This window comes from Pseudomonas sp. zfem004 (genome assembly GCF_032621715.1).
GTDB classification, from domain to species: domain Bacteria; phylum Pseudomonadota; class Gammaproteobacteria; order Pseudomonadales; family Pseudomonadaceae; genus Aquipseudomonas; species Aquipseudomonas sichuanensis.
Genome location: NZ_JAVYJF010000013.1, coordinates 79000 through 99740, shown reverse-complemented (window position 1 = coordinate 99740; position 20741 = coordinate 79000). Strand labels below are relative to the sequence as shown.

Annotated in this window: 23 protein-coding genes and 2 pseudogenes; 16 read left to right on the top strand and 9 right to left on the bottom strand. The window is 64.2% G+C overall.

All coding sequences use genetic code 11. From position 1 onward, the window contains the following. Nucleotides 1–28: 28 nt before the first annotated feature. The 4 genes from eco (at nucleotide 29) to RTH46_RS15610 (ending at nucleotide 5408) form a co-directional block, all read left to right on the top strand. Nucleotides 29–508, top strand: coding sequence for a serine protease inhibitor ecotin (gene eco, locus RTH46_RS15625; protein WP_153788559.1), 480 nt, complete (start codon nucleotides 29–31; stop codon nucleotides 506–508). 65 nt (nucleotides 509–573) lie between these two features. After that, nucleotides 574–2532, top strand: coding sequence for an acetoacetate--CoA ligase (locus RTH46_RS15620; RefSeq protein ID WP_316906051.1), 1959 nt, complete (start codon nucleotides 574–576; stop codon nucleotides 2530–2532). A gap of 36 nt (nucleotides 2533–2568) precedes the next feature. After that, nucleotides 2569–2844, top strand: coding sequence for a peptidylprolyl isomerase (locus RTH46_RS15615; RefSeq protein WP_008095636.1), 276 nt, complete (start codon nucleotides 2569–2571; stop codon nucleotides 2842–2844). 131 nt (nucleotides 2845–2975) lie between these two features. Beyond that, nucleotides 2976–5408: an autotransporter outer membrane beta-barrel domain-containing protein gene (locus tag RTH46_RS15610; RefSeq protein ID WP_316906050.1), complete on the top strand. Its 2433-nt coding sequence runs from the start codon at nucleotides 2976–2978 to the stop codon at nucleotides 5406–5408. A gap of 181 nt (nucleotides 5409–5589) precedes the next feature. On the opposite strand, the gene RTH46_RS15605 is transcribed toward RTH46_RS15610, so the two are convergent. Then, complete coding sequence (locus RTH46_RS15605) at nucleotides 5590–6213, bottom strand: LysE family translocator (RefSeq protein WP_279846495.1); 624 nt, start codon at nucleotides 6211–6213, stop codon at nucleotides 5590–5592. Between the two features lie 136 nt (nucleotides 6214–6349). On the opposite strand from RTH46_RS15605, the gene RTH46_RS15600 reads away from it, so the two are divergent. Beyond that, complete coding sequence (locus tag RTH46_RS15600) at nucleotides 6350–7165, top strand: AraC family transcriptional regulator (RefSeq protein WP_316906049.1); 816 nt, start codon at nucleotides 6350–6352, stop codon at nucleotides 7163–7165. 62 nt (nucleotides 7166–7227) lie between these two features. Beyond that, a complete protein-coding gene (locus tag RTH46_RS15595; RefSeq protein ID WP_316906048.1) occupies nucleotides 7228–7848 on the top strand; it encodes a LysE family translocator in 621 nt (206 codons plus the stop codon). Between the two features lie 106 nt (nucleotides 7849–7954). Here the strand turns inward: RTH46_RS15595 and RTH46_RS15590 are convergent. Beyond that, nucleotides 7955–8521, bottom strand: a pseudogene (locus RTH46_RS15590) (metallophosphoesterase); the annotation flags it as partial. 75 nt (nucleotides 8522–8596) lie between these two features. Here RTH46_RS15590 and RTH46_RS15585 point away from each other — a divergent pair. After that, a complete protein-coding gene (locus RTH46_RS15585; RefSeq protein WP_316906047.1) occupies nucleotides 8597–9109 on the top strand; it encodes a DUF3016 domain-containing protein in 513 nt (170 codons plus the stop codon). A 3-nt stretch (nucleotides 9110–9112) separates the two neighbouring features. On the opposite strand, the gene RTH46_RS15580 is transcribed toward RTH46_RS15585, so the two are convergent. After that, nucleotides 9113–9622 (bottom strand): DUF2867 domain-containing protein, encoded by a 510-nt coding sequence (locus RTH46_RS15580; RefSeq protein ID WP_316906046.1) that lies wholly within the window; start codon nucleotides 9620–9622, stop codon nucleotides 9113–9115. Between the two features lie 136 nt (nucleotides 9623–9758). On the opposite strand from RTH46_RS15580, the gene RTH46_RS15575 reads away from it, so the two are divergent. Next, complete coding sequence (locus RTH46_RS15575) at nucleotides 9759–10001, top strand: hypothetical protein (RefSeq protein ID WP_125464155.1); 243 nt, start codon at nucleotides 9759–9761, stop codon at nucleotides 9999–10001. 6 nt (nucleotides 10002–10007) lie between these two features. On the opposite strand, the gene RTH46_RS15570 is transcribed toward RTH46_RS15575, so the two are convergent. Further along, nucleotides 10008–10511, bottom strand: coding sequence for a methylated-DNA--[protein]-cysteine S-methyltransferase (locus tag RTH46_RS15570; RefSeq protein ID WP_153787024.1), 504 nt, complete (start codon nucleotides 10509–10511; stop codon nucleotides 10008–10010). A gap of 94 nt (nucleotides 10512–10605) precedes the next feature. Continuing rightward, nucleotides 10606–10950 carry a hypothetical protein gene (locus RTH46_RS15565; RefSeq protein ID WP_256671361.1) on the bottom strand — a complete coding sequence of 115 codons (345 nt, stop codon included), beginning with the start codon at nucleotides 10948–10950 and terminating at the stop codon, nucleotides 10606–10608. 279 nt (nucleotides 10951–11229) lie between these two features. Between RTH46_RS15565 and RTH46_RS15560 the strand changes: the two genes are divergently transcribed. From RTH46_RS15560 to RTH46_RS15550, 3 genes are all read left to right on the top strand, one after another. After that, nucleotides 11230–11436, top strand: coding sequence for a hypothetical protein (locus RTH46_RS15560; protein WP_153787022.1), 207 nt, complete (start codon nucleotides 11230–11232; stop codon nucleotides 11434–11436). A gap of 74 nt (nucleotides 11437–11510) precedes the next feature. Then, a complete protein-coding gene (locus RTH46_RS15555; RefSeq protein WP_153787021.1) occupies nucleotides 11511–11939 on the top strand; it encodes a hypothetical protein in 429 nt (142 codons plus the stop codon). 60 nt (nucleotides 11940–11999) lie between these two features. Further along, nucleotides 12000–12545, top strand: coding sequence for a DUF4410 domain-containing protein (locus RTH46_RS15550; RefSeq protein WP_153787020.1), 546 nt, complete (start codon nucleotides 12000–12002; stop codon nucleotides 12543–12545). A gap of 93 nt (nucleotides 12546–12638) precedes the next feature. On the opposite strand, the gene RTH46_RS15545 is transcribed toward RTH46_RS15550, so the two are convergent. Continuing rightward, the gene (locus RTH46_RS15545) at nucleotides 12639–12935 is read right to left on the bottom strand and encodes a hypothetical protein (protein ID WP_279846488.1); all 297 of its coding nucleotides are present in this window, start codon (nucleotides 12933–12935) and stop codon (nucleotides 12639–12641) included. A gap of 648 nt (nucleotides 12936–13583) precedes the next feature. Further along, entirely contained in the window at nucleotides 13584–13844 is a 261-nt protein-coding gene (locus tag RTH46_RS15540) for a hypothetical protein (RefSeq protein ID WP_153787017.1), read from the bottom strand. A gap of 321 nt (nucleotides 13845–14165) precedes the next feature. Here RTH46_RS15540 and RTH46_RS15535 point away from each other — a divergent pair. The 3 genes and pseudogenes from RTH46_RS15535 (at nucleotide 14166) to RTH46_RS15525 (ending at nucleotide 17578) form a co-directional block, all read left to right on the top strand. After that, a pseudogene (locus RTH46_RS15535) lies at nucleotides 14166–14542 on the top strand (integrase). A 32-nt stretch (nucleotides 14543–14574) separates the two neighbouring features. Then, a complete protein-coding gene (locus RTH46_RS15530) occupies nucleotides 14575–16161 on the top strand; it encodes an ABC-F family ATPase (RefSeq protein ID WP_153787016.1) in 1587 nt (528 codons plus the stop codon). A gap of 226 nt (nucleotides 16162–16387) precedes the next feature. After that, on the top strand, nucleotides 16388–17578 hold the full coding sequence (locus RTH46_RS15525; RefSeq protein WP_316906045.1) for an MFS transporter: 1191 nt from the start codon (nucleotides 16388–16390) through the stop codon (nucleotides 17576–17578). Here the strand turns inward: RTH46_RS15525 and RTH46_RS15520 are convergent. Continuing rightward, entirely contained in the window at nucleotides 17528–18586 is a 1059-nt protein-coding gene (locus RTH46_RS15520) for a dienelactone hydrolase family protein (protein WP_316906044.1), read from the bottom strand. The genes RTH46_RS15525 and RTH46_RS15520 overlap by 51 nt on opposite strands. Before the next feature lie 134 nt (nucleotides 18587–18720). After that, complete coding sequence (locus tag RTH46_RS15515) at nucleotides 18721–19332, bottom strand: FMN-dependent NADH-azoreductase (RefSeq protein ID WP_153787013.1); 612 nt, start codon at nucleotides 19330–19332, stop codon at nucleotides 18721–18723. Nucleotides 19333–19465: 133 nt separating this feature from the next. Here RTH46_RS15515 and RTH46_RS15510 point away from each other — a divergent pair, with 133 nt between their 5' ends. Both RTH46_RS15510 and RTH46_RS15505 read left to right on the top strand, forming a co-directional pair. Next, nucleotides 19466–20368: a LysR substrate-binding domain-containing protein gene (locus RTH46_RS15510; protein ID WP_153787012.1), complete on the top strand. Its 903-nt coding sequence runs from the start codon at nucleotides 19466–19468 to the stop codon at nucleotides 20366–20368. Next, nucleotides 20361–20723 (top strand): MmcQ/YjbR family DNA-binding protein, encoded by a 363-nt coding sequence (locus RTH46_RS15505; RefSeq protein ID WP_316906043.1) that lies wholly within the window; start codon nucleotides 20361–20363, stop codon nucleotides 20721–20723. The genes RTH46_RS15510 and RTH46_RS15505 overlap by 8 nt, the downstream gene beginning before the upstream one ends. The last annotated feature ends 18 nt before the right edge of the window (nucleotides 20724–20741 follow it).

Here is a 20741-nt window from a genome sequence, read left to right as displayed (position 1 = left end):
TGCATTCGTTTATCTGCAAGGAGGCCTTATGCGCCAAGCCCAACTCACCGCGTTCCTGTCCCTGACCCTGGCCGCCGCTGCCCCGGCAATGGCCGCCAGCCTGAAGGACGTCGCGCCCTACCCCGAGGCGGAAAAAGGCTTCACCCGGCAGGTGATCCACCTGCCGGCCCAGGCCGATGAATCGGCCTACCAGCTGGAAATCCTCGCTGGCAAGACGCTGAAGGTGGACTGCAACCGCCAGCGCCTTGGCGGCAAGCTCGAAGAGCACACGCTGCAAGGCTGGGGCTACAACTACTATCGCCTGGACAAGGTGGCCGGCCCGGCCAGCACCTTGATGGCCTGCCCGGACAACAAGAAGACCGACGCCTTCGTGCCGGTAGTCGGTGAAGGCTTCATGCTGCGCTACAACAGCAAGCTGCCGGTGGTGGTCTACGTGCCCAAGGGTGTCGAAGTGCGCTACCGGGTATGGTCGGCCTCGCCGGACGTACAAACGGCTAAAGTGGAGTAACCGCCAGTGTCGGCAAGCCCGCCTTCGCGGCGGGCTTGCCCCATCACTGCACCGAGGGTCCCGGCATGAACGACATACTCTGGCGCCCCTCCACCTCGCAGATCGAAGCCAGCCGCATGGAAGCCCTGCGCCGCCGGGTCAACCTGCGCTTCAACCTCCAGCTCGACGACTACGCCACCCTGCACCGCTGGAGCATCGAGCACCGCGCTGCCTTCTGGCAGACCCTCAGTGAATACTTCCACGTGCGCTGGCATGCCCCCGCAAGCCAGGTGCTGAAAGAGGGCCCGCACCTGCGCGATGCGCGCTGGTTCGCCGGCGCCACCCTGAACTTCGCCGAACACCTGTTGCAACGCCGCGATGACCGCCCCGCCGTGGTCGCCGTGCGTGAGGACGGCAGCCGCCAGTGCCTGACCCATAACCAGTTGGCCGCCCAGGTGGCCGGCATGCAACGGGCCTTGCGCCAGGCCGGCATCGTGCCGGGTGATCGCATCGGGGCGGTAATGCCCAATACCTGGGAGACTCTGGTAGCGATGCTCGCCGCCAGCAGCCTTGGGGCGGTGTGGTCCAGTTGTTCCCCGGAATTCGGCACCCACGGCATCATCGACCGCTTCGGGCAGATCGCGCCGAAACTGCTGATTGCCTGCGCGGGCTATGCCTACGCAGGCAAAACCGTGGACCAGGTCGACAAGATCAACCAGGTCGTCGCCCAACTGCCGCAACTGGAACACTTGCTGGTGGTGCCCTACACCCGGGCGCAGACCCGCAGCGAAGAGTTCAACGCGCCCCAGGTCAGCCTGTGGGATGACTTTTTCCAGCCCGGCGGCAGCCCGACCTTCGTCGCCCTGCCCTTCGATCACCCGCTGTACATCCTCTACTCCAGCGGCACCACCGGCGTGCCCAAGTGCATCGTCCACCGGGCCGGCGGCGTACTGCTGCAACACCTCAAGGAACACGGCCTGCACAATGACCTGAAGGCCGACGACGTGCTGTTCTACTACACCACTTGTGGCTGGATGATGTGGAACTGGCTGGTCTCGGGCCTGGCGGTGGGCGCCACCTTGGTGCTGTATGACGGATCGCCCTTCCACCCGGGCCCGGAGCGGCTGCTCGACCTGATCGATAGCGAAGGCATCAACGCCTTCGGCACCAGCCCCAAGTACCTCGCAGCCCTGGAGCAGGCCGGTTGCGAGCCGATGAAAAGCCATCGCCTCGATACCCTGAGGCTGCTGTTGTCCACCGGCTCGGCGCTGTCGCCACACAGTTACGACTTCGTCTATGCCAAGTTCAAGGCCGATGTGTGCCTGGCCTCGATGTCCGGCGGCACCGACATTGTCTCCTGCTTCGTGCTTGGCAACCCGCTGCTGCCAGTACGCCGTGGCCTGATTGCAGGGCCCGGCCTGGGCATGGCGGTGCAGGTGTGGAATGCACAGGGGCAGCCGGTGATCGACGAGAAAGGCGAGCTGGTGTGTACCCAGGCGTTCCCGTCGATGCCGCTGGGATTCTGGGGCGACGACGATGGCAGCCGCTACCACGCCGCTTACTTCAGCCAGTTCGACGGGGCCTGGTGCCAGGGCGACTACGCCGAGCAACGCGCCGGCGGCGGCCTGGTGATCCACGGCCGCTCGGATGCGGTGCTCAATCCCGGTGGCGTGCGCATCGGCACCGCCGAGATCTACCGGCAGGTGGACAAGGTCGAGCAGGTGCTGGAAAGCGTGGCCATCGGCCAGGACTGGCACAACGATGTGCGCGTGGTGCTGTTCGTGCGCCTGCGCGATGGCCTGCAGCTGGATGACGCCTTGCGCCAGCGCATCCGCGAGGTCATCCGCCAGTACACCAGCCCGCGCCATGTCCCGGCGGTGATCGCCCAGGTGAGCGACATCCCGCGCACCCTCAGCGGCAAGCTGGTGGAACTGGCGATCCGCAACGTGGTGCATGGGCTGCCGGTCAACAACACCGATGCCCTGGCCAACCCCGAGGCACTTGAGCAGTTCCGCGACCGCGCGGAGCTGCGCGATCAGGCATAATGGCGGCCTTTTTCGCCCCGAAGTACAGGTATCTCCATGAAAGCCCAAGCCCGCCATATCCTGGTCAAGACCGCTGACGAAGCCGAGAAGCTCAAGCAGCGCATCGCCAATGGCGAAGCCTTCGACGTACTGGCGAAGAAATTCTCCACCTGCCCCTCCGGCAAGCGTGGCGGCGACCTGGGCGAAGTACGCCCGGGGCAACTGGTTGGCGCCATCGACCAGGTGATCTTCAAGAAGCCCTTGCGGGTGGTGCACGGGCCGATCAAGAGCAAGTTCGGCTACCACCTGGTGCAGACGTTCTACCGCGACTGAGCCGATGGTGGCCCTTGGCCGCCTGACAGTTTTGCCAGTTGTGCCCCTCCTTCTGAACGCAGTACATCGCGGGTAATCCCGCACATCGCGCTTGCGCGGTGCGGGCTCTGTGCATAACGGAGGCCCTGGCGATGCACATGCGTCTGTTGCTGGCACTGGCGCCCTTGCCCCTGTTGCTGCTTGCCCAGGCCCACGCAGCCTGCAGCTTCAGCCCAGGGCCAGGCAATGACAGCCATGTCTGCGACAGCGGCAGCGCCGCTTCACTGCTCGACACCGGCGGCAACAACAGCCTGCTGCTACCCGCCGGCGGCAGCGGCACGATCAGCGGCAACGTGACCTTCGGTGCCGGCCAGGACGCCATCGACATTGCCTCGGGCTCAATCGGCGGCGACGTCAACCAGGGCGCCGGTATCGATACCTTCACCATGAGCGGCGGCATCATCGAGGGCGACCTCAATCAAGGCGATGGCCTGGACCGCTTTCAAATGACCGGCGGCTGGATCAAGGGCAATTACGACAGCGGTGACTTCGCCCAGATGGACGGCGGGCGGATCGGCAGCGTCAACATGCGCCTGGACGAGAACACCTTCATCCTGCGCGCTGGCAGCATCGACCGGAATATCGTCACCGGCTTCGACAAGGACTTTGTGGAAGTTTTCAGCGGCAGCGTGGGCGGCAATATCAGCGTCAGCGGCGGCGATGACCAGGTGCTGATCCACGGCGGCCAGGTTGCAGGCAGTGTGCTGATGAGCACCGGTAACGACCGCTTCAGCTGGACCGGCGGGCGGATCGGCACGCAGGTGGACATGGGCCCTGGCAACGACACGGCGCAGCTCGAGGGTTTGGCCAGTGACGCCCTGGTCATCCCGCTCGACGCTGGCAGTGGCAGCGATGCCTTGACCTTCATCGCCAGCCAGCCGAGAGGGGGCGCCCCCTACCTCAACTGGGAACGGATCGAGCTTGCCGGCGGCAGCCGTTTCGAGCTCGACGACACGCTGCGGCTCGGGGATGCCGATACTATCACCGGCACCCTGCAGATTGCTGCTGGTAGCACCCTGGCTTCGCGTCAAGGCACGGTCGCGGCCTTTGCCAATGGCCAGCGTGTGGGGCTGAACAACGCCGGCACCATCGACTTGAGCGCAGGCAACGATGGCGCTGGCCGGCTACTGGTGATCGGCGACTACAACGGCGACAACGGCGTGCTGCGCCTGAACAGCGTGCTCGGCCAGGACGGCGCCGCCTCGGACCGGCTGGTGATCAGCCAGGGTGGCATCAGCGGCTCGACCGCGCTTTCGGTCAGCAACCTCGGTGGCACAGGCGCGGCCACCCAAGGCAATGGCATCCAGGTGGTCGAGGCCCGCGACGGCGCCACCGGCAATGCCAACGCCTTCATCCAGACCCAGACCTTGTCGGCCGGCGCCTATGACTACCGCCTGTTCAAGGGAGGCATCACCGCCGGCAGCGAGAACAACTGGTACCTGCGCTCGACCCTGGTCGCGCCCCCTGCCCCGGCACCTGGCGTGGACCCGCCGAGCACGCCGCCGGTAGCCGCGCCCGCCCCTGGCCAGGCCGCGTTGCCCGCCCCGGTGGCCGGGCGGGTCATCCCCCTGTACCGCCCGGAGGTGGCGGTTTACGCAGCCGCACCGCGCAGTGCCGCGATCGTCGTGCGCCAGGCCTTGGGCACCTTTCAGCAGCGCCAGGGTGATCAGCAGTGGCTCGACGCCGCAGCTACGCCGCCTGCGACCTGGGGCCAAGCCTACGGCAGCACCCTTCGTCAGCAATGGAGCGGCACTGTGACCCCGACCCTGGACGGCAACCTATATGGCTTCAAGGTGGGCCAGGACCTTTATGTCCGCGCCACGGACGACGGCCATCGCCAGCACGCTGGCCTGTACCTGAGCCATGGCCGCCTGGATGGCGATGTACGCGGCTTCGCCCTCGGCCGCGAAGACAGCCCGGTGGGCAACCTTGAACTCAAGGGCGACAGCCTGGGCGCTTACTGGACCTGGGTGGGGCCGGCCCAGGGCTATGTGGACGCGGTGCTGCAGTACACCCACCTCGATGGCCGTGCCCGTTCCGACCGTGGCGACAGGCTCGACCTCGATGGCCACGCATGGGCCGCCTCCGTGGAAGGCGGCTACCCCTTGGCGCTGACCGCGCAGTGGAGCCTGGAGCCCCAAGCTCAGCTGATCGCCCAGCGGGTGAGCCTGGACAGCGCCAGCGACCGGGCCTCGCGGGTCGCTCATGACGCCCAGGTGGAATGGCTCGGGCGCCTTGGCCTGCGCCTGGAGGGGATGTTCCCGGCCACAGACAGGGTGCTGCTGCAGCCCTTTGCCCAGGTCAACCTGTGGCATGCCGACGGCGGCGCCGACACCTTGACCTTCAACGGCGTGGACCGGATAGACACCGACTACCGCTACACCGCGCTGCAACTCGAAGGCGGGCTGGCGGCACGCCTGGGTCCGGCGCTGAGCCTGCATGCAGGCCTGCAATACAGCACCAACCTCGACAGCCGCCAGCAGCAGGCCAGCGGTGTGAACCTGGGCCTGCGCTGGCAGTTCTAGGCTCTGTACGAAAAGTTTCGTGGGAGTGGGCCTGCCCCGCGATGGAGCGTGAAACGCTCCTTTACCCGATATCAAATATTGTCAAACGTGCCGCATATTCAGGCTCTGCTGCCGAGTTGCGGCAGATCGCGGGGCAAGCCCGCTCCCACAACATTGGATGACCATGCTTTTTGCACAAAACCTAGCGTCGCGCCGCCAGCAACCCCAGCCCCGCACAACCCAGCAGCGAAGCGCTGACTCGGTTGAACACGCGCCGTGGCCCGGGGCGTTCGAACCAGCGCTGCAGATAAGCGCCGAGCCCGGCATAGATGGCGATGGCCGCCCACTCAAGCAGCAGGAACAGCACACCCAGCTGCAAGAACTGCTCGCTCACCGGCATGTTGCCGCCCACCGTGACGAACTGCGGCAGGAAGGCGGTGAAGATCAGGATCGCCTTGGGGTTGCCGGCGGCCACCCAGAACTCCTGGCGTGCCAGCTTCCAGGTACCGCGCGGCTGCTCGCCCGCCACCCGCGCCTCGCCCACCGGCGCGCGCCACAGCTGCCAGGCGATATAGAACAGGTAGCCGGCACCCAGCACCTTGATCGCCAGGAACAGGTATTCGCTGGTATGCAGCACCACCGCCAGGCCCATGGCCGCCAGGGCGATCATGCCGCTGAACGCCAGCAGCCGACCGGCCCCGGCCACGCAGGCGGTGCGCAGGCCATAGCGGCTGGCATTGTGCAGCGACAACAGGTTGTTGGGCCCCGGCGCCATGTTCAGGGCGAAACAGGCGGGGATGAACAGCAGCAGGCTCGACAGGTCCATTCTTGTTCTCCTTCAAGGACCGCAGCAGGGTCGCGCCCGGCCTGCCCGCACGTCAAGCACAGTGATCAGGCGAATGGCCGGAACAGTCAGCAGTGATTAGACTGCCTGCTCCCACGTGACCACCAGGCGGCCTGCCATGCCCTCGCCCCGCAGTGAAATCTGGCATGACCCGGCGCTGCCCTTCGTCGAAAGCCGCCGCGCCTGCCATAGCCGCGCCTGTTACAAGGCGCACAGCCACCCAAGCTTCTCCATCGGCGCGGTGGATGCCGGCTACAGCCACTTCACTGGCGCAGGCCAAGGCGTGGTGCGGCTGACGCCCGGCACCCTGGTGCTGGTGCCGGCGCAACGGGTGCACGCCTGCAACCCCGAACCCGGCAAGGCCTGGAGCTACCAGATGCTGCACCTGGACGCCGACTGGCTGCGCTGCCTGCGCCTGGAGTCCGGTGTGGCGGCGGGTGAGCCGCTGGCGCCGGCGCGCATCACCCGCTCGCCGGGTCTGTACCGGCAGTTCTGCGCGTTGAACGACCTGCTGTTCTCGAAGGTTTCGCCACTGGAGAAGGAAGCTGCGCTGGTGGCATTCATTGGCGACCATGACTTCAGCACCCTGCCCACCTTGCCACCGGCGCCTGCGCTGGCCCCTTCAGTGCTGGGTGAGCTGGTCGCCTGCCTCGACGAGCAGGCGTTGGCCGAACTCAGCCTCGACCGCCTGGCCCGGCAGGCCGGGCTGGGTCGCTATCAACTGATCCGCGCGTTCGCCGCGGCCACCGGGATGACCCCGCACAGTTACCTGCTCAATGCCCGGGTCAACCAGGCGCGGATGCTGCTGCGTCAGGGCTGTGCGCTGGCGCAGGTTGCCTATCGGCTGGGGTTCGCCGACCAGAGCCACTTCCAGCGGGTGTTCAAGGCCCATGCCGGGGTGACGCCCGGGGCCTACCGTGGCGGCTTGCAATAATCTTCAATACACCCGGCCGGTAGCTGAACAGACTGTGGTTTTCCCACTCGGAAACCCGCTTGATGGAACAGTTCCTGCTCGTCGCCACCGCCCATTTTCTTGCCCTGCTCTCGCCTGGCCCGGACTTTTTCCTGGTGGCCCGCACCTCGGCCAGCGCAGGTTGGCGGGTGGCCAGTGGCGCCTGCCTGGGCATCGCCCTCGCCAACGGCGTATTCATCGGCGCAGCGTTCGCCGGGGTGGCGGTGCTGCACGCGGGCAGTGCGATGTTCGTGGCCCTGCAACTGGCCGGTTGCGCCTACCTGCTGTACATCGGTGCCTTGTTCTTGCGCCATGCCGGGCACAGCAGCCTGACGCCTGCCGCAACGGCCACCGGGCAGGCTGCCAGGGGTTGGCTGGGCAGTTTGGGCATGGGCTTCGCCTCAGGCATCCTCAACCCGAAGAACGCGCTGTTCTATGCCAGCCTGGCGAGCATGATCGGCAGCAGCAACGTCGTGCTCAAAGGGCTGTACGCCGGCTGGATGTTCACTGCGGTGCTGGCCTGGGACCTGCTGGTGGCGCTGGCTATTGGCAGTCGTCGGGTACTGCGCCGCTTTGCCCAAGCCCTGCCCTGGCTGGAACGGGCTTCGGGGGTGATACTGATTGCCCTGGCTGTCGCTGTGCTGGTTCATCTGGCATGGGGCTGACCAGCTCAAGCGTGGCAAGGTCCAGCAAACTGAAGCAGCCACTGCTCCAACCGCCGGTATCCAGGTGCCAGACATTGCCCAGCACCTTGACCTTGAGCAGCGGCGTGTGCCCGACCAGCAGCGCACGCAGCCCTTCGACCCTGGCTTCGTCGCCTTCCCTTAGGCGCCGCCGTGACCATTGGCAGACTTCACGTATGCGCGGATCGTCGTCATCCAGCAGGCTCACGCGCAGATCCTCCCATCGCGCGAAGGGGCTGTCGGCGTGCAGCAGGCCGACCAGTCCGTCATGGGTCTGCACTTCCAGAGCGATAGGCATTTCGAGGAACGCATCGACAAAAGGCCGTTGCTGATCTTCTGGCAAGTCGAGAAACCACCCCCCCCCCGCCGCGCGGTACATGTCCAGGTCAAGGCGGCCACCGCGCAGGTAATTGATCGCCAGGCTTTCGTGGTTACCCTGCACCGCGTGGAACCAGGGCTGGCTCAGCCAAGCGAGAGCCTGGGCACTGTGCGGCCCGCGGTCGACCAGGTCGCCGACGCTGAACAGGCGGTCGACCGCCGGGTTGAAGCCGACGCCATCCAGGCACTCTTGCAAGCGCTGGAAGTGCCCGTGGATATCCCCCACGGCCAGGTCGCGCCCGCGGGTGTTGACGGCTATCCGCCTGAAGCGGCTCATTGCATCGTTCCTCTGCTACGGCCTCGGCACCGGCGTAAAATGGTCGGGCAAGCCATCCACACCCGGAGGTGCATCATGCGTACCGCCCTGGCCTGTGCCGTACTGATGGTGCTGGCATTTGACAGCATGGCACAGGGCACCCCGACCGCCCAGGTCGAGGTGCGTTTCGAGCACCCGGAAAACTTCCGCGACGCCAGCCTCGACGGCCAAGGCTATGAGCGTGGCGCCGACCCGCAGGTGATCAAGGCGTTGACCGAACATTTGCGCAAGCTCGGCCAGCGTTACCTGCAACCGGGCCAGCAACTGGTGATCGACATCCGCGACATCGACCTGGCCGGGCGTTACGAGCCCTGGCACAGCCAGGCCTACGATGTGCGCTTCATGCGCGAGATCACCTGGCCGAGCATCGACCTCAGCTACACCCTGAACCAGCCCGGCCAGCCAGCGCGCCAAGCGGCCGAGCACCTCAGTGACAAGATGTACCTGAGCCGCCCGGGGCGCCAAGGCAGCAGCGACCGGCTGTATGCCGAGAAGGCCATGCTGACCGACTGGTTCCGCCAGCGCTTTGCCCCGCAGCCGCACGCCTGAACCTCAACCACGCAGGCGGCGCAGGGCGATCGGTGCAATCAGCCGGTGAAACGGCGCCACCGGCAACATGTACAACCGGCCCAGCAGGTTGTGGGTGCACACCACGGTGCTCACCAGCACCTGGTACTGTCCGTCGGCTGCCGGGCGGCGGGTCAGCGCAATGTACACATCCAGGTGGCGGTCGCGGTCGACCAGCAGCACTTCGTCCTCGGTATTGGCCAGCAAGGTAAAGATGCCCACGCGCTCGCCGGGTTGATAGTTGCTGGCCGGGCGTGCGGGGTCGATGGCCGTGAGCCGGCCCAGGTCCTTGAGGCCGACCAGCGCCACCAGGCGGTTGCGCAGCACCATCAATGCATCGATCCAGCCGGGCATGCCGGCCATCAGCCGCAGGAACAACACCATGGCCGGTTGTGCCGGTTGCGCCAGGCTGATCGCCCGGCAATGGCGGAACCCGGCCTGAGCGGCGTGGGCGCTGATCAACGAGTCGCCTGGAATGGTCGCGGTATAAGTCATCTGGGTATTCCGTCCTTGGAATCGGCACCTTCCTGCTGGCGAAGGCGATCTGCCCGATAGTATCCTGCGCGTCCGAACCGATGCCAAGGATGGATGCCGTCGTGAACACCCGCGCCACACCCGAAGTACCCGCGGCATGAAGTATCTGTTGCTGACGCTGGCCAGCTATGCCACCAGCTACTACCTGGTGGGGCTGCTGATCCAGGGCGGGCTGGCAAACATCGCCGAAGACCTGCGTCATCGCCCGGACGCACCGCCGCCAGGCCAGTACCTGCGTGAAGTCGAGCAGCATGCCCGGCGCGCTCACCGCCACTACGCCTTGTTCAGCGGCAGCCTGTTGGCCCTGTTGCTGGCGTTGCTGTGTGCCTGGCTGAGTTGACGGCGGTTACTGGAAATCCAGCGCCAGGCTCTGGCGCCCTTCCAATGCCAGCAGGTACTGCTTGGCCGGCAAGCCGCCGGCGAAGCCCGTCAGGCTCCCCGAAGCGCCAATTACCCGATGGCACGGGGCGATGATCGAGATCGGATTACGCCCGTTGGCCGCCCCCACCGCCCGCACTGCGTCGGGGTTGCCGATCTGCCGGGCGATATCGCTGTAGCTGCGGGTCTCGCCGAAGGGGATGCTCAACAACGCCGCCCACACCTGGCGCTGGAACTCGGTGCCGGCAAAATCCAGCGCCAGGTCGAAGGTGCGGCGCTGACCGGCGAAGTATTCACCGAGCTGGCGGGCCGTTTCACGCAAGACCGGGTGCTGGTCATCGCGCTGCAGCTCGCCCAGGCGTACCCGGTTGGCCCGCTCCTCTTCCCACAGTACCGCCGCCAGACACGCACCGCGGGCCACCAGCGTCAGCGTGCCGACGGGCGAATGCATCAGGGTAAAGGCGCAGGGCATGGCAGGCTCCGGTCAGGTCAGGGTCTTCGCACTGTACCCAGCGCACCGCTTGTGCGCATCCGCTTTCTTGCCATGCCCCCGGGCGAGCCCGGCCCTAGGTCCGCGCGCACATCTGCGCGGCATCGAGCAAACGCCCATGGTCGTACCAGGCATCACGCTGGTAGGCGGAGTATTGATGCTGCCCGCCGGAACCTGTGACCTTGACCAGGCCATCGGCCTTGCTTGGGTCGGTGCTCTCGACGAATAGCTCGAGGGCGTCCTGATTCTGCACCGTGTAGGTCTTCGCCGAGTCGGGCAGTTCGGATTTCACGCAGCGCAGGTAGTCAGGCGGGCTTTTCGCGGTGGAGCCAAAGGTATTGTCGTGGCCTGCCCGCAGGTCAGGGTCATGGGCACAACCTGCCAGCAGCAGCCCGGCAGCCAGCGCCACCAGGGGTCTCATCGAGCGCTTCATACAACCTCCGATCACCCCATCAGGAAACCCTGGACAGTGACGGACAGCAACCACCCTTTTTAATAGTCAGCTTACGATTTCAAAGGTTAGCCCCGGCGCCACCGGCCCGTTATGCCGGTTCGCTATGGAGGCCAGGCGTTGCGCGCATGTCGCGGCCGCTGGCCGGATCCGCTGGTCGGCCCTGGGCCACAGCGAGCGCAAACAGGCGCCTACTGATGCTCGGGCCTTCTCACCCGACGTTGAACAGGCCAATCGAGGTGTGCCGCCATGAAGCGCATCAACAAGCTCATCCAGCAGCGCCGTCATCAACTGCATGTGCACCTGCCGCCGAGTGGACTGGAAGCCGCCCCTTTTACCGCCGCAGTCGGCGCATGTGCGCGATGGTTGCCAAGCCTGGACACCGAGATTCAGCTGAGGACACCACCGCACACCGGCGTCATGCCCTCGCGTACCGAGACTTTGGCCAGATCGTAGCTGGATGCCCGGGCAACTGGCCGCTACAGTGCGGGGCGCTGGCAGCGGCCAGTTCACTGACAAGGAGGTTGCCGATGTTGTCGAAGCTTTTGGTGACGGTGGGTATCGTCTTCTATGCGGTCGTGGTGCCGATTCTTGAAATCAACGATACCCACGTGTTCAACCAGGCCTGGGCGCCACACGCCCGGCTGCACGAGACCTGGCAGCTGTTCACCAATACCGCGCTGGGTGCCTTCAGCGTGTGGCTGGTCTGGGGCAGGAACGATCTGCGGCTGGCGAGCTTGTTGACCCTGTTCGTTACGGGCGGCTTCCTGCTGGCCTATTGGCTGCGGGACGGCTACGGCGGGTCGATGGTGCTCAGCGACGGTTCCGAGAAAATGATCATGGGGGTCAACCTGGGCCTTCTGGCCTACACCCTGGCAATAGTGCTGGCGGGCATTGCCGTTGCCATTGATCGACGTCAGCGGGGCGTGCAGTCAACCGCCCCCCATTATCGAGCTTGAAACGCCCAAACCGCCGCTATAGGCTTCGGCCGCATTCATTTTTAGGAATACGGAAATTCTATGAAAGGCTTCAGATCCACCGTCCTTCTCGCCTGCACATCTGCGGTTCTACTGCTCACCGGCTGCGCGGCCTCCGTCAAGAGCAGCGGAACCGAAACGCTCGTCATTCAAGAACCCGCCAAAAAGAATCTGGTCGTCACTCTCGAAGGGAACACCAAGGTTCAGCAGAACGACGATTGGCTGCGCCTCAAACAGGAGTGGAATGAAGCGCTACGCGCCGAGGCTAGTCGCGCAGGCTTCAACCTTGCCGCTGAAAAGGCAGCCCTGACCGATGACAACGATGCCGTCTGCGTCAAAATCAATGTCACGAACTTCCGATACCTGACTCCCGGAGCTCGCTATGGGGCCGGTGTCATGGTGGGCAATGCGTGGATCAACTCGAGTGCTGAATACTCGTACCTGAAATCGCAAAAACTGATCGGCACTCGCACATACGACACGTCTTCGTCCGCCTGGGAAGGCGTGATGTCGGCCATGACGAAAAAACAGGCCGAAGCGATTTCGCAAAAAATCATCAGTGACATCAAGACAGCCAAATCAAACTGACGCTGCCTGAGAACAGCCCGCGAAACGCGGGCTTTTTCAGGGCCGTGAGAATGGAGCGATCTCCTGCCCCTCCTGCACTGCCCGCCAGCGACCTTACGAACCCTGCTCCTTCACCTGGCAAATGCCATTGGCCCGGTTCCTTCCGGTATAGGCAACGCTCGGAGAGCCGTCCGGGTTAATCGATAGCGAAACGGTTATTCCGCTGGCCTTGGCTTCGAAGTAGTTCTCGTTGAACTTCTTCAGTTTGCCCTCTTTGCCATTGATGTAGATCGGCCCGCCCTCGTCCGCGTGGACTTCAATTTTACCAGGGCATGTTGCGTTCAGCAGTGGAATACCAGCTTGAGCCGCGCCTGACGCTACCAGCAAAGCCGACAGCAGTAATCGCTTCATCTCACGCTCCTTTTGAGTGGATTGGCCGAGATCGGAGCAATAGCTTAGATCGGCCTTGCCCGCCAACACCTTTACCTATTCAACGATAACGCGACGCTGCTAGGGCGGCGCTTATAGGCTGTAGCCAAAACTTGGGAAGAAGCTTTGACACGGTTGTTGATCCAGTTCACTGAGTCCGAGAATCAGCTACGTGCTCGCTTCACGGCCCCGGCGACCATGAGCGCGGCGCTCGGTATCCACAGGCCAGCGTTCGAAGTACCCAGCCCAACAGCAAGCAGCGCAATACCGACAGCAAACATAAGCGTTCTCCCTAACCAGAAATATCCATTTCAGACCGATCAATCTTCAAAAAAGCTGACCCCAAAGCAACATGCTGATGGAAGCAAACACCGCAATTCCAACGCCTGATACCCAATTTCTTTCGGTGGTCTCACTTCGCCAATCGCTTTTCGGGAGCCGGCCCAGGCTGGCCATCTTAACGACTGGCCAGCCGAGCCAGTAAAAAAACAACCAGAATATGATCTCTAGAAAAAGTGCAGTGTTGATGAATCCTGCCGTCAGTCAGTACACCGCTCATGCCATTAGGCACGGGCTGATACCGGAACTGGATCCGGCCATCCCCCCACCCCGGCGCTATTTGTGAAAAGCTCAGCCACGGAAGGATGGACCTGGCTTAGGCTCGGTGGGCGCAACCATTTTCCTGTGATCCCCCCAGCACATAACCCTTGAATCCTCTACAAACTTGCGAAGGATGTTGGCTTTTTCGTCTTGGGTATCGCCAACTGGGTATTCCTTTGCCTTCTCTTCTAGTCGAAATCTGTAGCCAACCCCTAATCCACCGAGGGATCCGTCGTACTCTGCAAGAGGCTCTTTGAACTGCTTCGCCGCCATGACGTCGACGGCATCCATTACTACGATTTCGCACCATCTGATCTCGGATACCAGATACCGAGGTCTACCATCCTCCATCCACCAAGCAGCTGCATATGGACTTACTAAAAGGTTAAACGCAGCGATCGTCGCCGCAACAATCCGTGTATTCATGGCATTTTGATATCGAAAAACGAGTAGCCTATCAGTTGGCTATGCGCCCATCCACCCTGGACGGAAAGCCAGTAGGTAGCCTGGGTCGTGGCGTAGTAGCGTTGTGCCTCCCAGCGCAAAGCAACAATCCAGCGCATCATCGTTGACCACCAGCCTGCAGGCCGGACGAAGACAACGTATCACCGGGTGGCGTTGCTGAACGATCGAACACTCAAAGCCATACGGCAGGCGCAATGCCAGGCCGACTTGAGGCGGGTAGCTTCAAAGTCAGCTGTGGATCAACGAACCAAGTGTTACAATCCGCCACTTCAAATCAGCGCCCAAGGCGCTGGACATCCGTGAACGCCGGCAGTACGACACCCGCCACACCTACGTAACCATGTGCCTGATGGCTGGGATGAACCAAAGCGTTCATCGCGAACCAGCTCGGCCATAGCGTCGAGATGTTGCTCTCTACCTACGCGAAATGGATCAGCTCCTCCTCGGACTGGAGGGAGCTGGAGAAGCTGCCGCCCCGCGTCGAATTGGCCCAGAATTGGCCCAAAACTGACGAGAGGGCCTAAATACACCTCTGGAACCCCCGCAGGACAAGCACTTGATTTCTACCGCTAACATCACCATGCAATTCGGCGCCAAGCCGCTGTTCGAAAACGTCTCGGTCAAATTCAACAACGGCAACCGCTACGGCCTGATCGGCGCCAACGGCTGCGGCAAGTCGACCTTCATGAAGATCCTCGGCGGTGACCTGGATCCGTCCGGCGGCCAGGTGATGCTCGAGCCGAACACGCGCCTGGGTAAACTGCGCCAGGATCAGTTCGCCTACGAAGAATTCACCGTGATCGACACCGTGATCATGGGCCACGAGCAGCTGTGGAAGGTCAAGGCCGAGCGCGATCGCATCTACTCGCTGGCAGAAATGACCGAAGAAGACGGCATGGCCGTCGCCGAGCTGGAAACCGAATTCGCCGAGATGGACGGCTACACCGCCGAATCCCGCGCTGGCGAACTGCTGCTGGGCCTGGGTATTCCGCTGGAACAGCACTTCGGCCCGATGAGCGAAGTGGCACCGGGCTGGAAGCTGCGCGTGCTGCTGGCCCAGGCGCTGTTCTCGGACCCGGACGTGCTACTGCTGGACGAGCCGACCAACCACCTGGACATCAATACCATCCGCTGGCTGGAAACGATCCTCACGGCGCGTAACAGCACCATGATCATCATTTCCCACGACCGTCACTTCCTCAACAGCGTCTGCACCCACATGGCCGACCTGGACTACGGTGAGCTGCGCCTGTTCCCGGGCAACTACGACGAGTACATGACCGCCGCCACCCAGTCGCGCGAGCAGCTGCTGTCGGACAACGCCAAGAAGAAAGCCCAGATCGCCGAACTTCAGAGCTTCGTCAGCCGCTTCTCGGCCAACGCCTCGAAAGCCAAGCAGGCCACCTCGCGGGCCAAGCAGATCGACAAGATCCAGCTGGCCGAGGTCAAGCCGTCGAGCCGGGTCAGCCCGTTCATTCGCTTCGATCAGAACAAGAAACTGCACCGCCAGGCCGTGATCGTCGAGAAAATGGCCAAGGCCTTCGACGACAAGGTGCTGTTCAAGGACTTCAGCTTCACCATCGAAGCCGGCGAGCGCGTGGCGATCATCGGCCCCAACGGCATCGGCAAGACCACCCTGCTGCGCACCCTGGTCGGTGAAATGACCCCGGACAAGGGCGAGGTTAAGTGGACCGACAGCGCCGAAGTGGGCTACTACGCCCAGGACCACGCCCACGACTTCGAAGAAGACGTGAGCCTGTTCGACTGGATGGGCCAGTGGACCAGCGGTGAACAGGTGATCCGCGGCACCCTCGGGCGCATGCTGTTCTCCAACGACGAGATCCTCAAGTCGGTGAAGGTGATCTCCGGTGGTGAACAGGGCCGCATGCTGTTCGGCAAGCTGATCCTGCAAAAGCCCAACGTGCTGGTGATGGACGAACCGACCAACCACCTGGACATGGAATCGATCGAGGCGCTCAACCTGGCGCTGGAAAACTACCCGGGCACCCTGCTGTTCGTCAGTCACGACCGTGAGTTCGTATCGTCGCTGGCCACCCGCATCATCGAGCTGACGCCTGAAGGTACCGTGGACTTCAGCGGCACCTACGACGATTACCTGCGTAGCCAGGGCGTGGTGGTGTAATCGAGCCTTCCTGGTCGGTCTGTACCGCCTGGGAGGACGCTTTCGCGGGTAAACCCGCTCCCACAGGTAAATCGAAACCCTGTGGGAGCGGGTTTACCCGCGAAGCAGCCACCAGCAATCCAACTGGATGGCACCACCCAACGAATAATTCGTTAGCCTGCTTTCTTTTCCCCCGCACAACGGCCATGATGCCGGTACGCCCAACCGCCTACCCGCGAACGTGCCCATGACCGTGCAACAACCCGCCCCCGGCAACCCCTCTAGCATCACCCTGCAAATCCTCGCCATCGTTTTCTATACCTTCATCGCCTTCCTCTGCATCGGCCTGCCGATCGCAGTGCTGCCCAGCCATGTCCACGACCAACTCGGCTACGGCGCAGTGGTCGCCGGCCTGACTATCGGCCTGCAATACCTCGCCACGCTGCTGAGCCGACCCTTTGCCGGGCGGGTCGCCGACACTCTGGGCGGCAAGCGAGCGATTCGCTTCGGCTTGTATGGCATCGCCGGTTGCGGCGTGCTCACCCTGCTCTCGGCCTGGACCCTCGCCCTGCCCTGGCTGAGCCTGCTGCTGTTGCTCGGCGGGCGCCTGCTGTTGGGCATCGCCCAAGGCTTGATCGGGGTGGCGACCTTGAGCTGGGGGATTGGCCAGGTGGGGCCGGAGCACACCGCGCGAGTGATCTCGTGGAACGGCATCGCCTCCTACGGCGCCATCGCCATCGGTGCGCCGGTCGGTGTGCTGCTGGTGGATATGCAGGGCTTCTGGGTGCTGGGGCCGGCGCTGCTGGTGCTGGCAATAGGCGCGTTGCTGGCGCTGCGCAAACGCCCGGACGTGACGGTAGTGCGCGGCGAGCGCCTGCCCTTCTGGTCGGCGTTCGGCCGGGTGGCGCCTTGCGGCCTGGGCTTGACCCTGGCGTCGATCGGCTACGGCACCCTGACCACCTTCGTCACCCTTTATTATCTGGAGCGCGGCTGGAAAGGCGCTGCATTGTGCCTGAGCGCGTTCGGCCTGTGTTTCATCGTTTCGCGGCTGCTGTTCGTCAACGCGGTCAACCGCTTCGGTGGCTACAACGTGGCGATTGCTTGCATGGCCACCGAGGTGCTGGGGTTGACACTGCTGTGGCAGGCACCTTCACCGCTGTGGGCAATGGTCGGCGCAGGGCTGACCGGCTTCGGCCTGTCGCTGGTGTACCCGGCGCTGGGCGTCGAGGCGATCAGGCAGGTGCCCAGCAGTAGCCGGGGTGCCGGGCTGGGTGCCTATGCGGTGTTCTTCGACCTGGCGCTGGCCATTGCCGGCCCGCTGATGGGCGCGGTGGCGATACAGATGGGCTACGCCTCGATCTTCGCCGTCGCCGCCCTGCTCGCCTTGTCAGGGGTTGGCCTGACGCTGCTGCTGGCCCGCCGCGCCCAGCGCGGCTGATCGCTCGGCAGGCTCGGGCGCGCCCAGTGCCTGGCTGAAAAAGGCCGTGGTTTCGCTGCGCAGCGAACGGTGGATATGCCGGCGGTCTACGCCGTCGGCGTCCTTGCACAATACCGGCATGCGCTGGTGTTGCTCGTCGTCGCACGGCGCCATGAACACGAAATGCCCGGCCCCAGCGAGCAACCGGTAGTCCGGCGTCTGCGGCAGCTTGCGCGCCAGGGCATCGGCATTGTGCTCCAGGGCCAGCAACTGGTCCGAGTCGCCGCTGTAGATCAGCGCCGGCACATGCACCCCGGCCAAGGCGTGGCGGCCGAACATCAGGCTCAGGGGCGCCATCAGCATCACAGCGCCTACCCGCGCATCAGCCCGCGGCCCCAGCTCGCTGTGGTCTGCAATCAGCACACCATGGGTCTTGCAGGCGTCGGCGTCGTTCGGGCGCTCTTGGCAATAACGGCGCAGGCGATCGAGATCGGGTTGCGCGCCAGACAGGATCAGCGCCGTCTCGCCGCCGGCCGAATAGCCGATCACCCCGACCTTGCCGTCATTCAAATAGGGGCCGACCAGTGTATCGGCGCGTGCAGCTGTGATAGCGGCGCTGACCTGCAGCGGCCGGCCATAGAGGTTACTGAGCGTGCCTAGGCGGCTACGATCGCGGCTGTTGTCGCCGGGATGGATCACCGCCACCACCACGAAGCCTTGGCGTGCCAGGCCGTTGGCCAGGTCGTGCAGGGCCATGGGGCTGCCAGTATTGCCGTGGGAGATCACCAATAAAGGGAAGCGACCCATTGCAACGGGGGCGTCCTGGGCAACCCGAGTCTGGTAGCCCTCGATACGCACAGGCCGCGCCTCGCCGCTGGAGGGGTAGAACACCAGGGCCTGCATGGGGCTGCGGTCCACCGGGTCGGCCAGGGTGAGTCGGTGCAGGCCGGCCACCCAGGTTGCCGCATTGGCCTGGGCCAGCAGGCCGCCGAACAGGGCAATGGCCAACAGGGTACGAAACGGAGTCATGCAGGGGCGCTCCCGTGACCGGGCGGACGTGTTTCGCCAGCATAGAGCCCGGCCAAGCACAGCTACATGAAAACTGAATGAAAAAAGCCGATCGGCGCTCGAGGCGACAATCGGCTCTGCAGTGGCTCAGGTGATCAGGCGGCGGCGAACAGCTCGCCAGCGATCTGCGCCTGGGCCGCATCGATGGCCTTGGCGCGGTGCTCAGGGCCGTAGGCCAGGCCGTGGGCACGAACGGTTTCGACATCGGTGATGCCGATGAAGCCAAGGAAGACGTTGAGGAAGTCTTCATGGCCAACACCGGTTGGCTGGCCCTGGTGCAGGCCGCCAGCGGTGGACACCAGGACCACCTTCTTGTCGCCGCACAGGCCTTCGGGGCCGGCTTCGGTGTAGCGGAAGGTCTTGCCGGCCACGGCGATGCGGTCGATCCAGGCCTTGAGCTGGGTCGGCACGCTGAAGTTGTACATCGGCGCACCGATCACCACCGCGTCGGCGGCCAGGAATTCTTCCAGGGTTTCGGCGCTCAGTTGCGCTTCGTGGGCCTGGGCGGCGTCACGCAGGTCCTGCGGGGTGCCGGCGGCTACCAGGGTAGCGGCGGAGAAGTGGCTGATGGCGTCGGCAGCCAGGTCGCGGTAGACCACTTCGATGCTCGGGTCGGCGGCTTTCCAGGCTTCGACCACTTCGCGGCTCAGCTGACGGGAGGCGGAATTGTCGCCCAGAATGCTCGAATCGATGTGCAACAGTTTCATGAGACTCTCCTGTAAATGACGACCGCGGCGGTGGGCGATCACGATGGGGAGAATCCTATCGAACCAGCCAATGGCTGATAAGGCAGCAAAAATGCGTTAGTTTGTCCCACTGATAGAACAATGAGACGGTTCCATGCAAGACCTCAACGACCTCTTCTATTTCGCCCAGGTGGTCGAAGCCGGCGGTTTCGCTGCCGCTGGCCGCCAGCTGGGCATCCCCAAGTCGCGCCTGTCACGGCGTATCGCCGAACTGGAAGAACGTCTGGGCACCCGCCTGCTGCAACGCACCACGCGGCAATTGAAGCTGACCGCCGTGGGCGAACGCTACCTGCACCATTGCCAGGCCATGCTGCTGGAGGCGGAGATGGCCGATGAAGTGGTGGCCAGCATGTCCAGCGAACCCCGTGGGCGGCTGCGAGTGTCCTGCCCGGTGGCCCTGGCCCATGCCTTCCTGCCCGATGTGATCAGCCGCTTCCTGGCCCAGTACCCGCTGGTACAGCTGGACATGGTGCTGCTCAACCGCCGGGTCGACCTGATCTCCGAAGGCATCGACGTGGCCCTGCGGGTGCGCGACCTGGGTGACGAAGACCCGGCCCTGGTCACCCGGCGCCTGCGCCAGGCACAGATGCAATTGGTGGCCGCACCGGGTTTTGCCGACCACATCCGCGAGCCCGCCGAGCTTGCCAGCCTGCCAGTGCTGGGCGCCGCCGAGGCGGACCGGCTGGTGCACCTGCGCCTGCACGGGCCGGGCGGCCGCCAGGAAGAGGTGGCCCTGGAGCCGCGCCTGGCCATCGATGACTTCGTCGTGCGCAACGCCGCCGTGCGTGCCGGCCTGGGCTTCACCGCGCTGCCGAGCATGTTCTGCGAGGAAGAGCTGGCACGTGGCGAACTGGTGCGCCTGCTGCCGGACTGGTCGCTGCCCGGCGGCTACCTGCAGGCGGTGTATCCGCACCGGCGCGGCCTGCTGCCGGCGGTGCGGGCATGGATCGATCACCTGGCGATTTCGTTCGAAGCCTGTGGAGAGCGTTATGTCTGAGAAAGGGATGACCGAGGAACAGATCGCGCAGTTCTGCCTGGCGTTGCCCGGCGCGCGCGAGGATTACAAGTGGGGCGGGATCCGGGTGTTTTCGGTGGCCGGCAACAAGATGTTTGCCGTCGCCGACCTGGGGGGAGCCGGCTTGTCGTTCAAGGTAGCCGACGACCTGTTCCTGGGCTACTGCGATCGGCCGGGGATTCGCCCGGCGCCTTATCTGGCACGGGCGAAGTGGGTCAGCATGGTTGCGCCCTACCCCGTAGGCCGTGACGAGCTGTGTGACCTGCTGCGCCGCTCGCACCAGTTGGTGGTGCGGCGCTTGCCCAAGCGCACGCAGGTGGGGTTGTTGCTGGATTGACTCTGCATCGCGGGGCAA

Excerpts from the sequence above, each read along its gene's own strand:
- RTH46_RS15610 (WP_316906050.1), top strand. The coding sequence starts at position 2,976 with ATGCACATGCGTCTGTTGCTGGCACTGGCGCCCTTGCCCCTGTTGCTG.
- RTH46_RS15555 (WP_153787021.1), top strand. The coding sequence starts at position 11,511 with ATGTTGTCGAAGCTTTTGGTGACGGTGGGTATCGTCTTCTATGCGGTC.
- RTH46_RS15615 (WP_008095636.1), top strand. The coding sequence starts at position 2,569 with ATGAAAGCCCAAGCCCGCCATATCCTGGTCAAGACCGCTGACGAAGCC.
- RTH46_RS15560 (WP_153787022.1), top strand. The coding sequence starts at position 11,230 with ATGAAGCGCATCAACAAGCTCATCCAGCAGCGCCGTCATCAACTGCAT.
- RTH46_RS15550 (WP_153787020.1), top strand. The coding sequence starts at position 12,000 with ATGAAAGGCTTCAGATCCACCGTCCTTCTCGCCTGCACATCTGCGGTT.
- RTH46_RS15520 (WP_316906044.1), bottom strand. The coding sequence starts at position 18,586 with ATGACTCCGTTTCGTACCCTGTTGGCCATTGCCCTGTTCGGCGGCCTG.
- RTH46_RS15515 (WP_153787013.1), bottom strand. The coding sequence starts at position 19,332 with ATGAAACTGTTGCACATCGATTCGAGCATTCTGGGCGACAATTCCGCC.
- RTH46_RS15620 (WP_316906051.1), top strand. The coding sequence starts at position 574 with ATGAACGACATACTCTGGCGCCCCTCCACCTCGCAGATCGAAGCCAGC.
- RTH46_RS15510 (WP_153787012.1), top strand. The coding sequence starts at position 19,466 with ATGCAAGACCTCAACGACCTCTTCTATTTCGCCCAGGTGGTCGAAGCC.
- eco (WP_153788559.1), top strand. The coding sequence starts at position 29 with ATGCGCCAAGCCCAACTCACCGCGTTCCTGTCCCTGACCCTGGCCGCC.
- RTH46_RS15505 (WP_316906043.1), top strand. The coding sequence starts at position 20,361 with ATGTCTGAGAAAGGGATGACCGAGGAACAGATCGCGCAGTTCTGCCTG.
- RTH46_RS15600 (WP_316906049.1), top strand. The coding sequence starts at position 6,350 with ATGCCCTCGCCCCGCAGTGAAATCTGGCATGACCCGGCGCTGCCCTTC.
- RTH46_RS15540 (WP_153787017.1), bottom strand. The coding sequence starts at position 13,844 with ATGGATGCCGTCGACGTCATGGCGGCGAAGCAGTTCAAAGAGCCTCTT.
- RTH46_RS15575 (WP_125464155.1), top strand. The coding sequence starts at position 9,759 with ATGAAGTATCTGTTGCTGACGCTGGCCAGCTATGCCACCAGCTACTAC.
- RTH46_RS15525 (WP_316906045.1), top strand. The coding sequence starts at position 16,388 with ATGACCGTGCAACAACCCGCCCCCGGCAACCCCTCTAGCATCACCCTG.
- RTH46_RS15545 (WP_279846488.1), bottom strand. The coding sequence starts at position 12,935 with ATGAAGCGATTACTGCTGTCGGCTTTGCTGGTAGCGTCAGGCGCGGCT.
- RTH46_RS15585 (WP_316906047.1), top strand. The coding sequence starts at position 8,597 with ATGCGTACCGCCCTGGCCTGTGCCGTACTGATGGTGCTGGCATTTGAC.
- RTH46_RS15570 (WP_153787024.1), bottom strand. The coding sequence starts at position 10,511 with ATGCCCTGCGCCTTTACCCTGATGCATTCGCCCGTCGGCACGCTGACG.
- RTH46_RS15605 (WP_279846495.1), bottom strand. The coding sequence starts at position 6,213 with ATGGACCTGTCGAGCCTGCTGCTGTTCATCCCCGCCTGTTTCGCCCTG.
- RTH46_RS15595 (WP_316906048.1), top strand. The coding sequence starts at position 7,228 with ATGGAACAGTTCCTGCTCGTCGCCACCGCCCATTTTCTTGCCCTGCTC.
- RTH46_RS15580 (WP_316906046.1), bottom strand. The coding sequence starts at position 9,622 with ATGACTTATACCGCGACCATTCCAGGCGACTCGTTGATCAGCGCCCAC.
- RTH46_RS15565 (WP_256671361.1), bottom strand. The coding sequence starts at position 10,950 with ATGAGACCCCTGGTGGCGCTGGCTGCCGGGCTGCTGCTGGCAGGTTGT.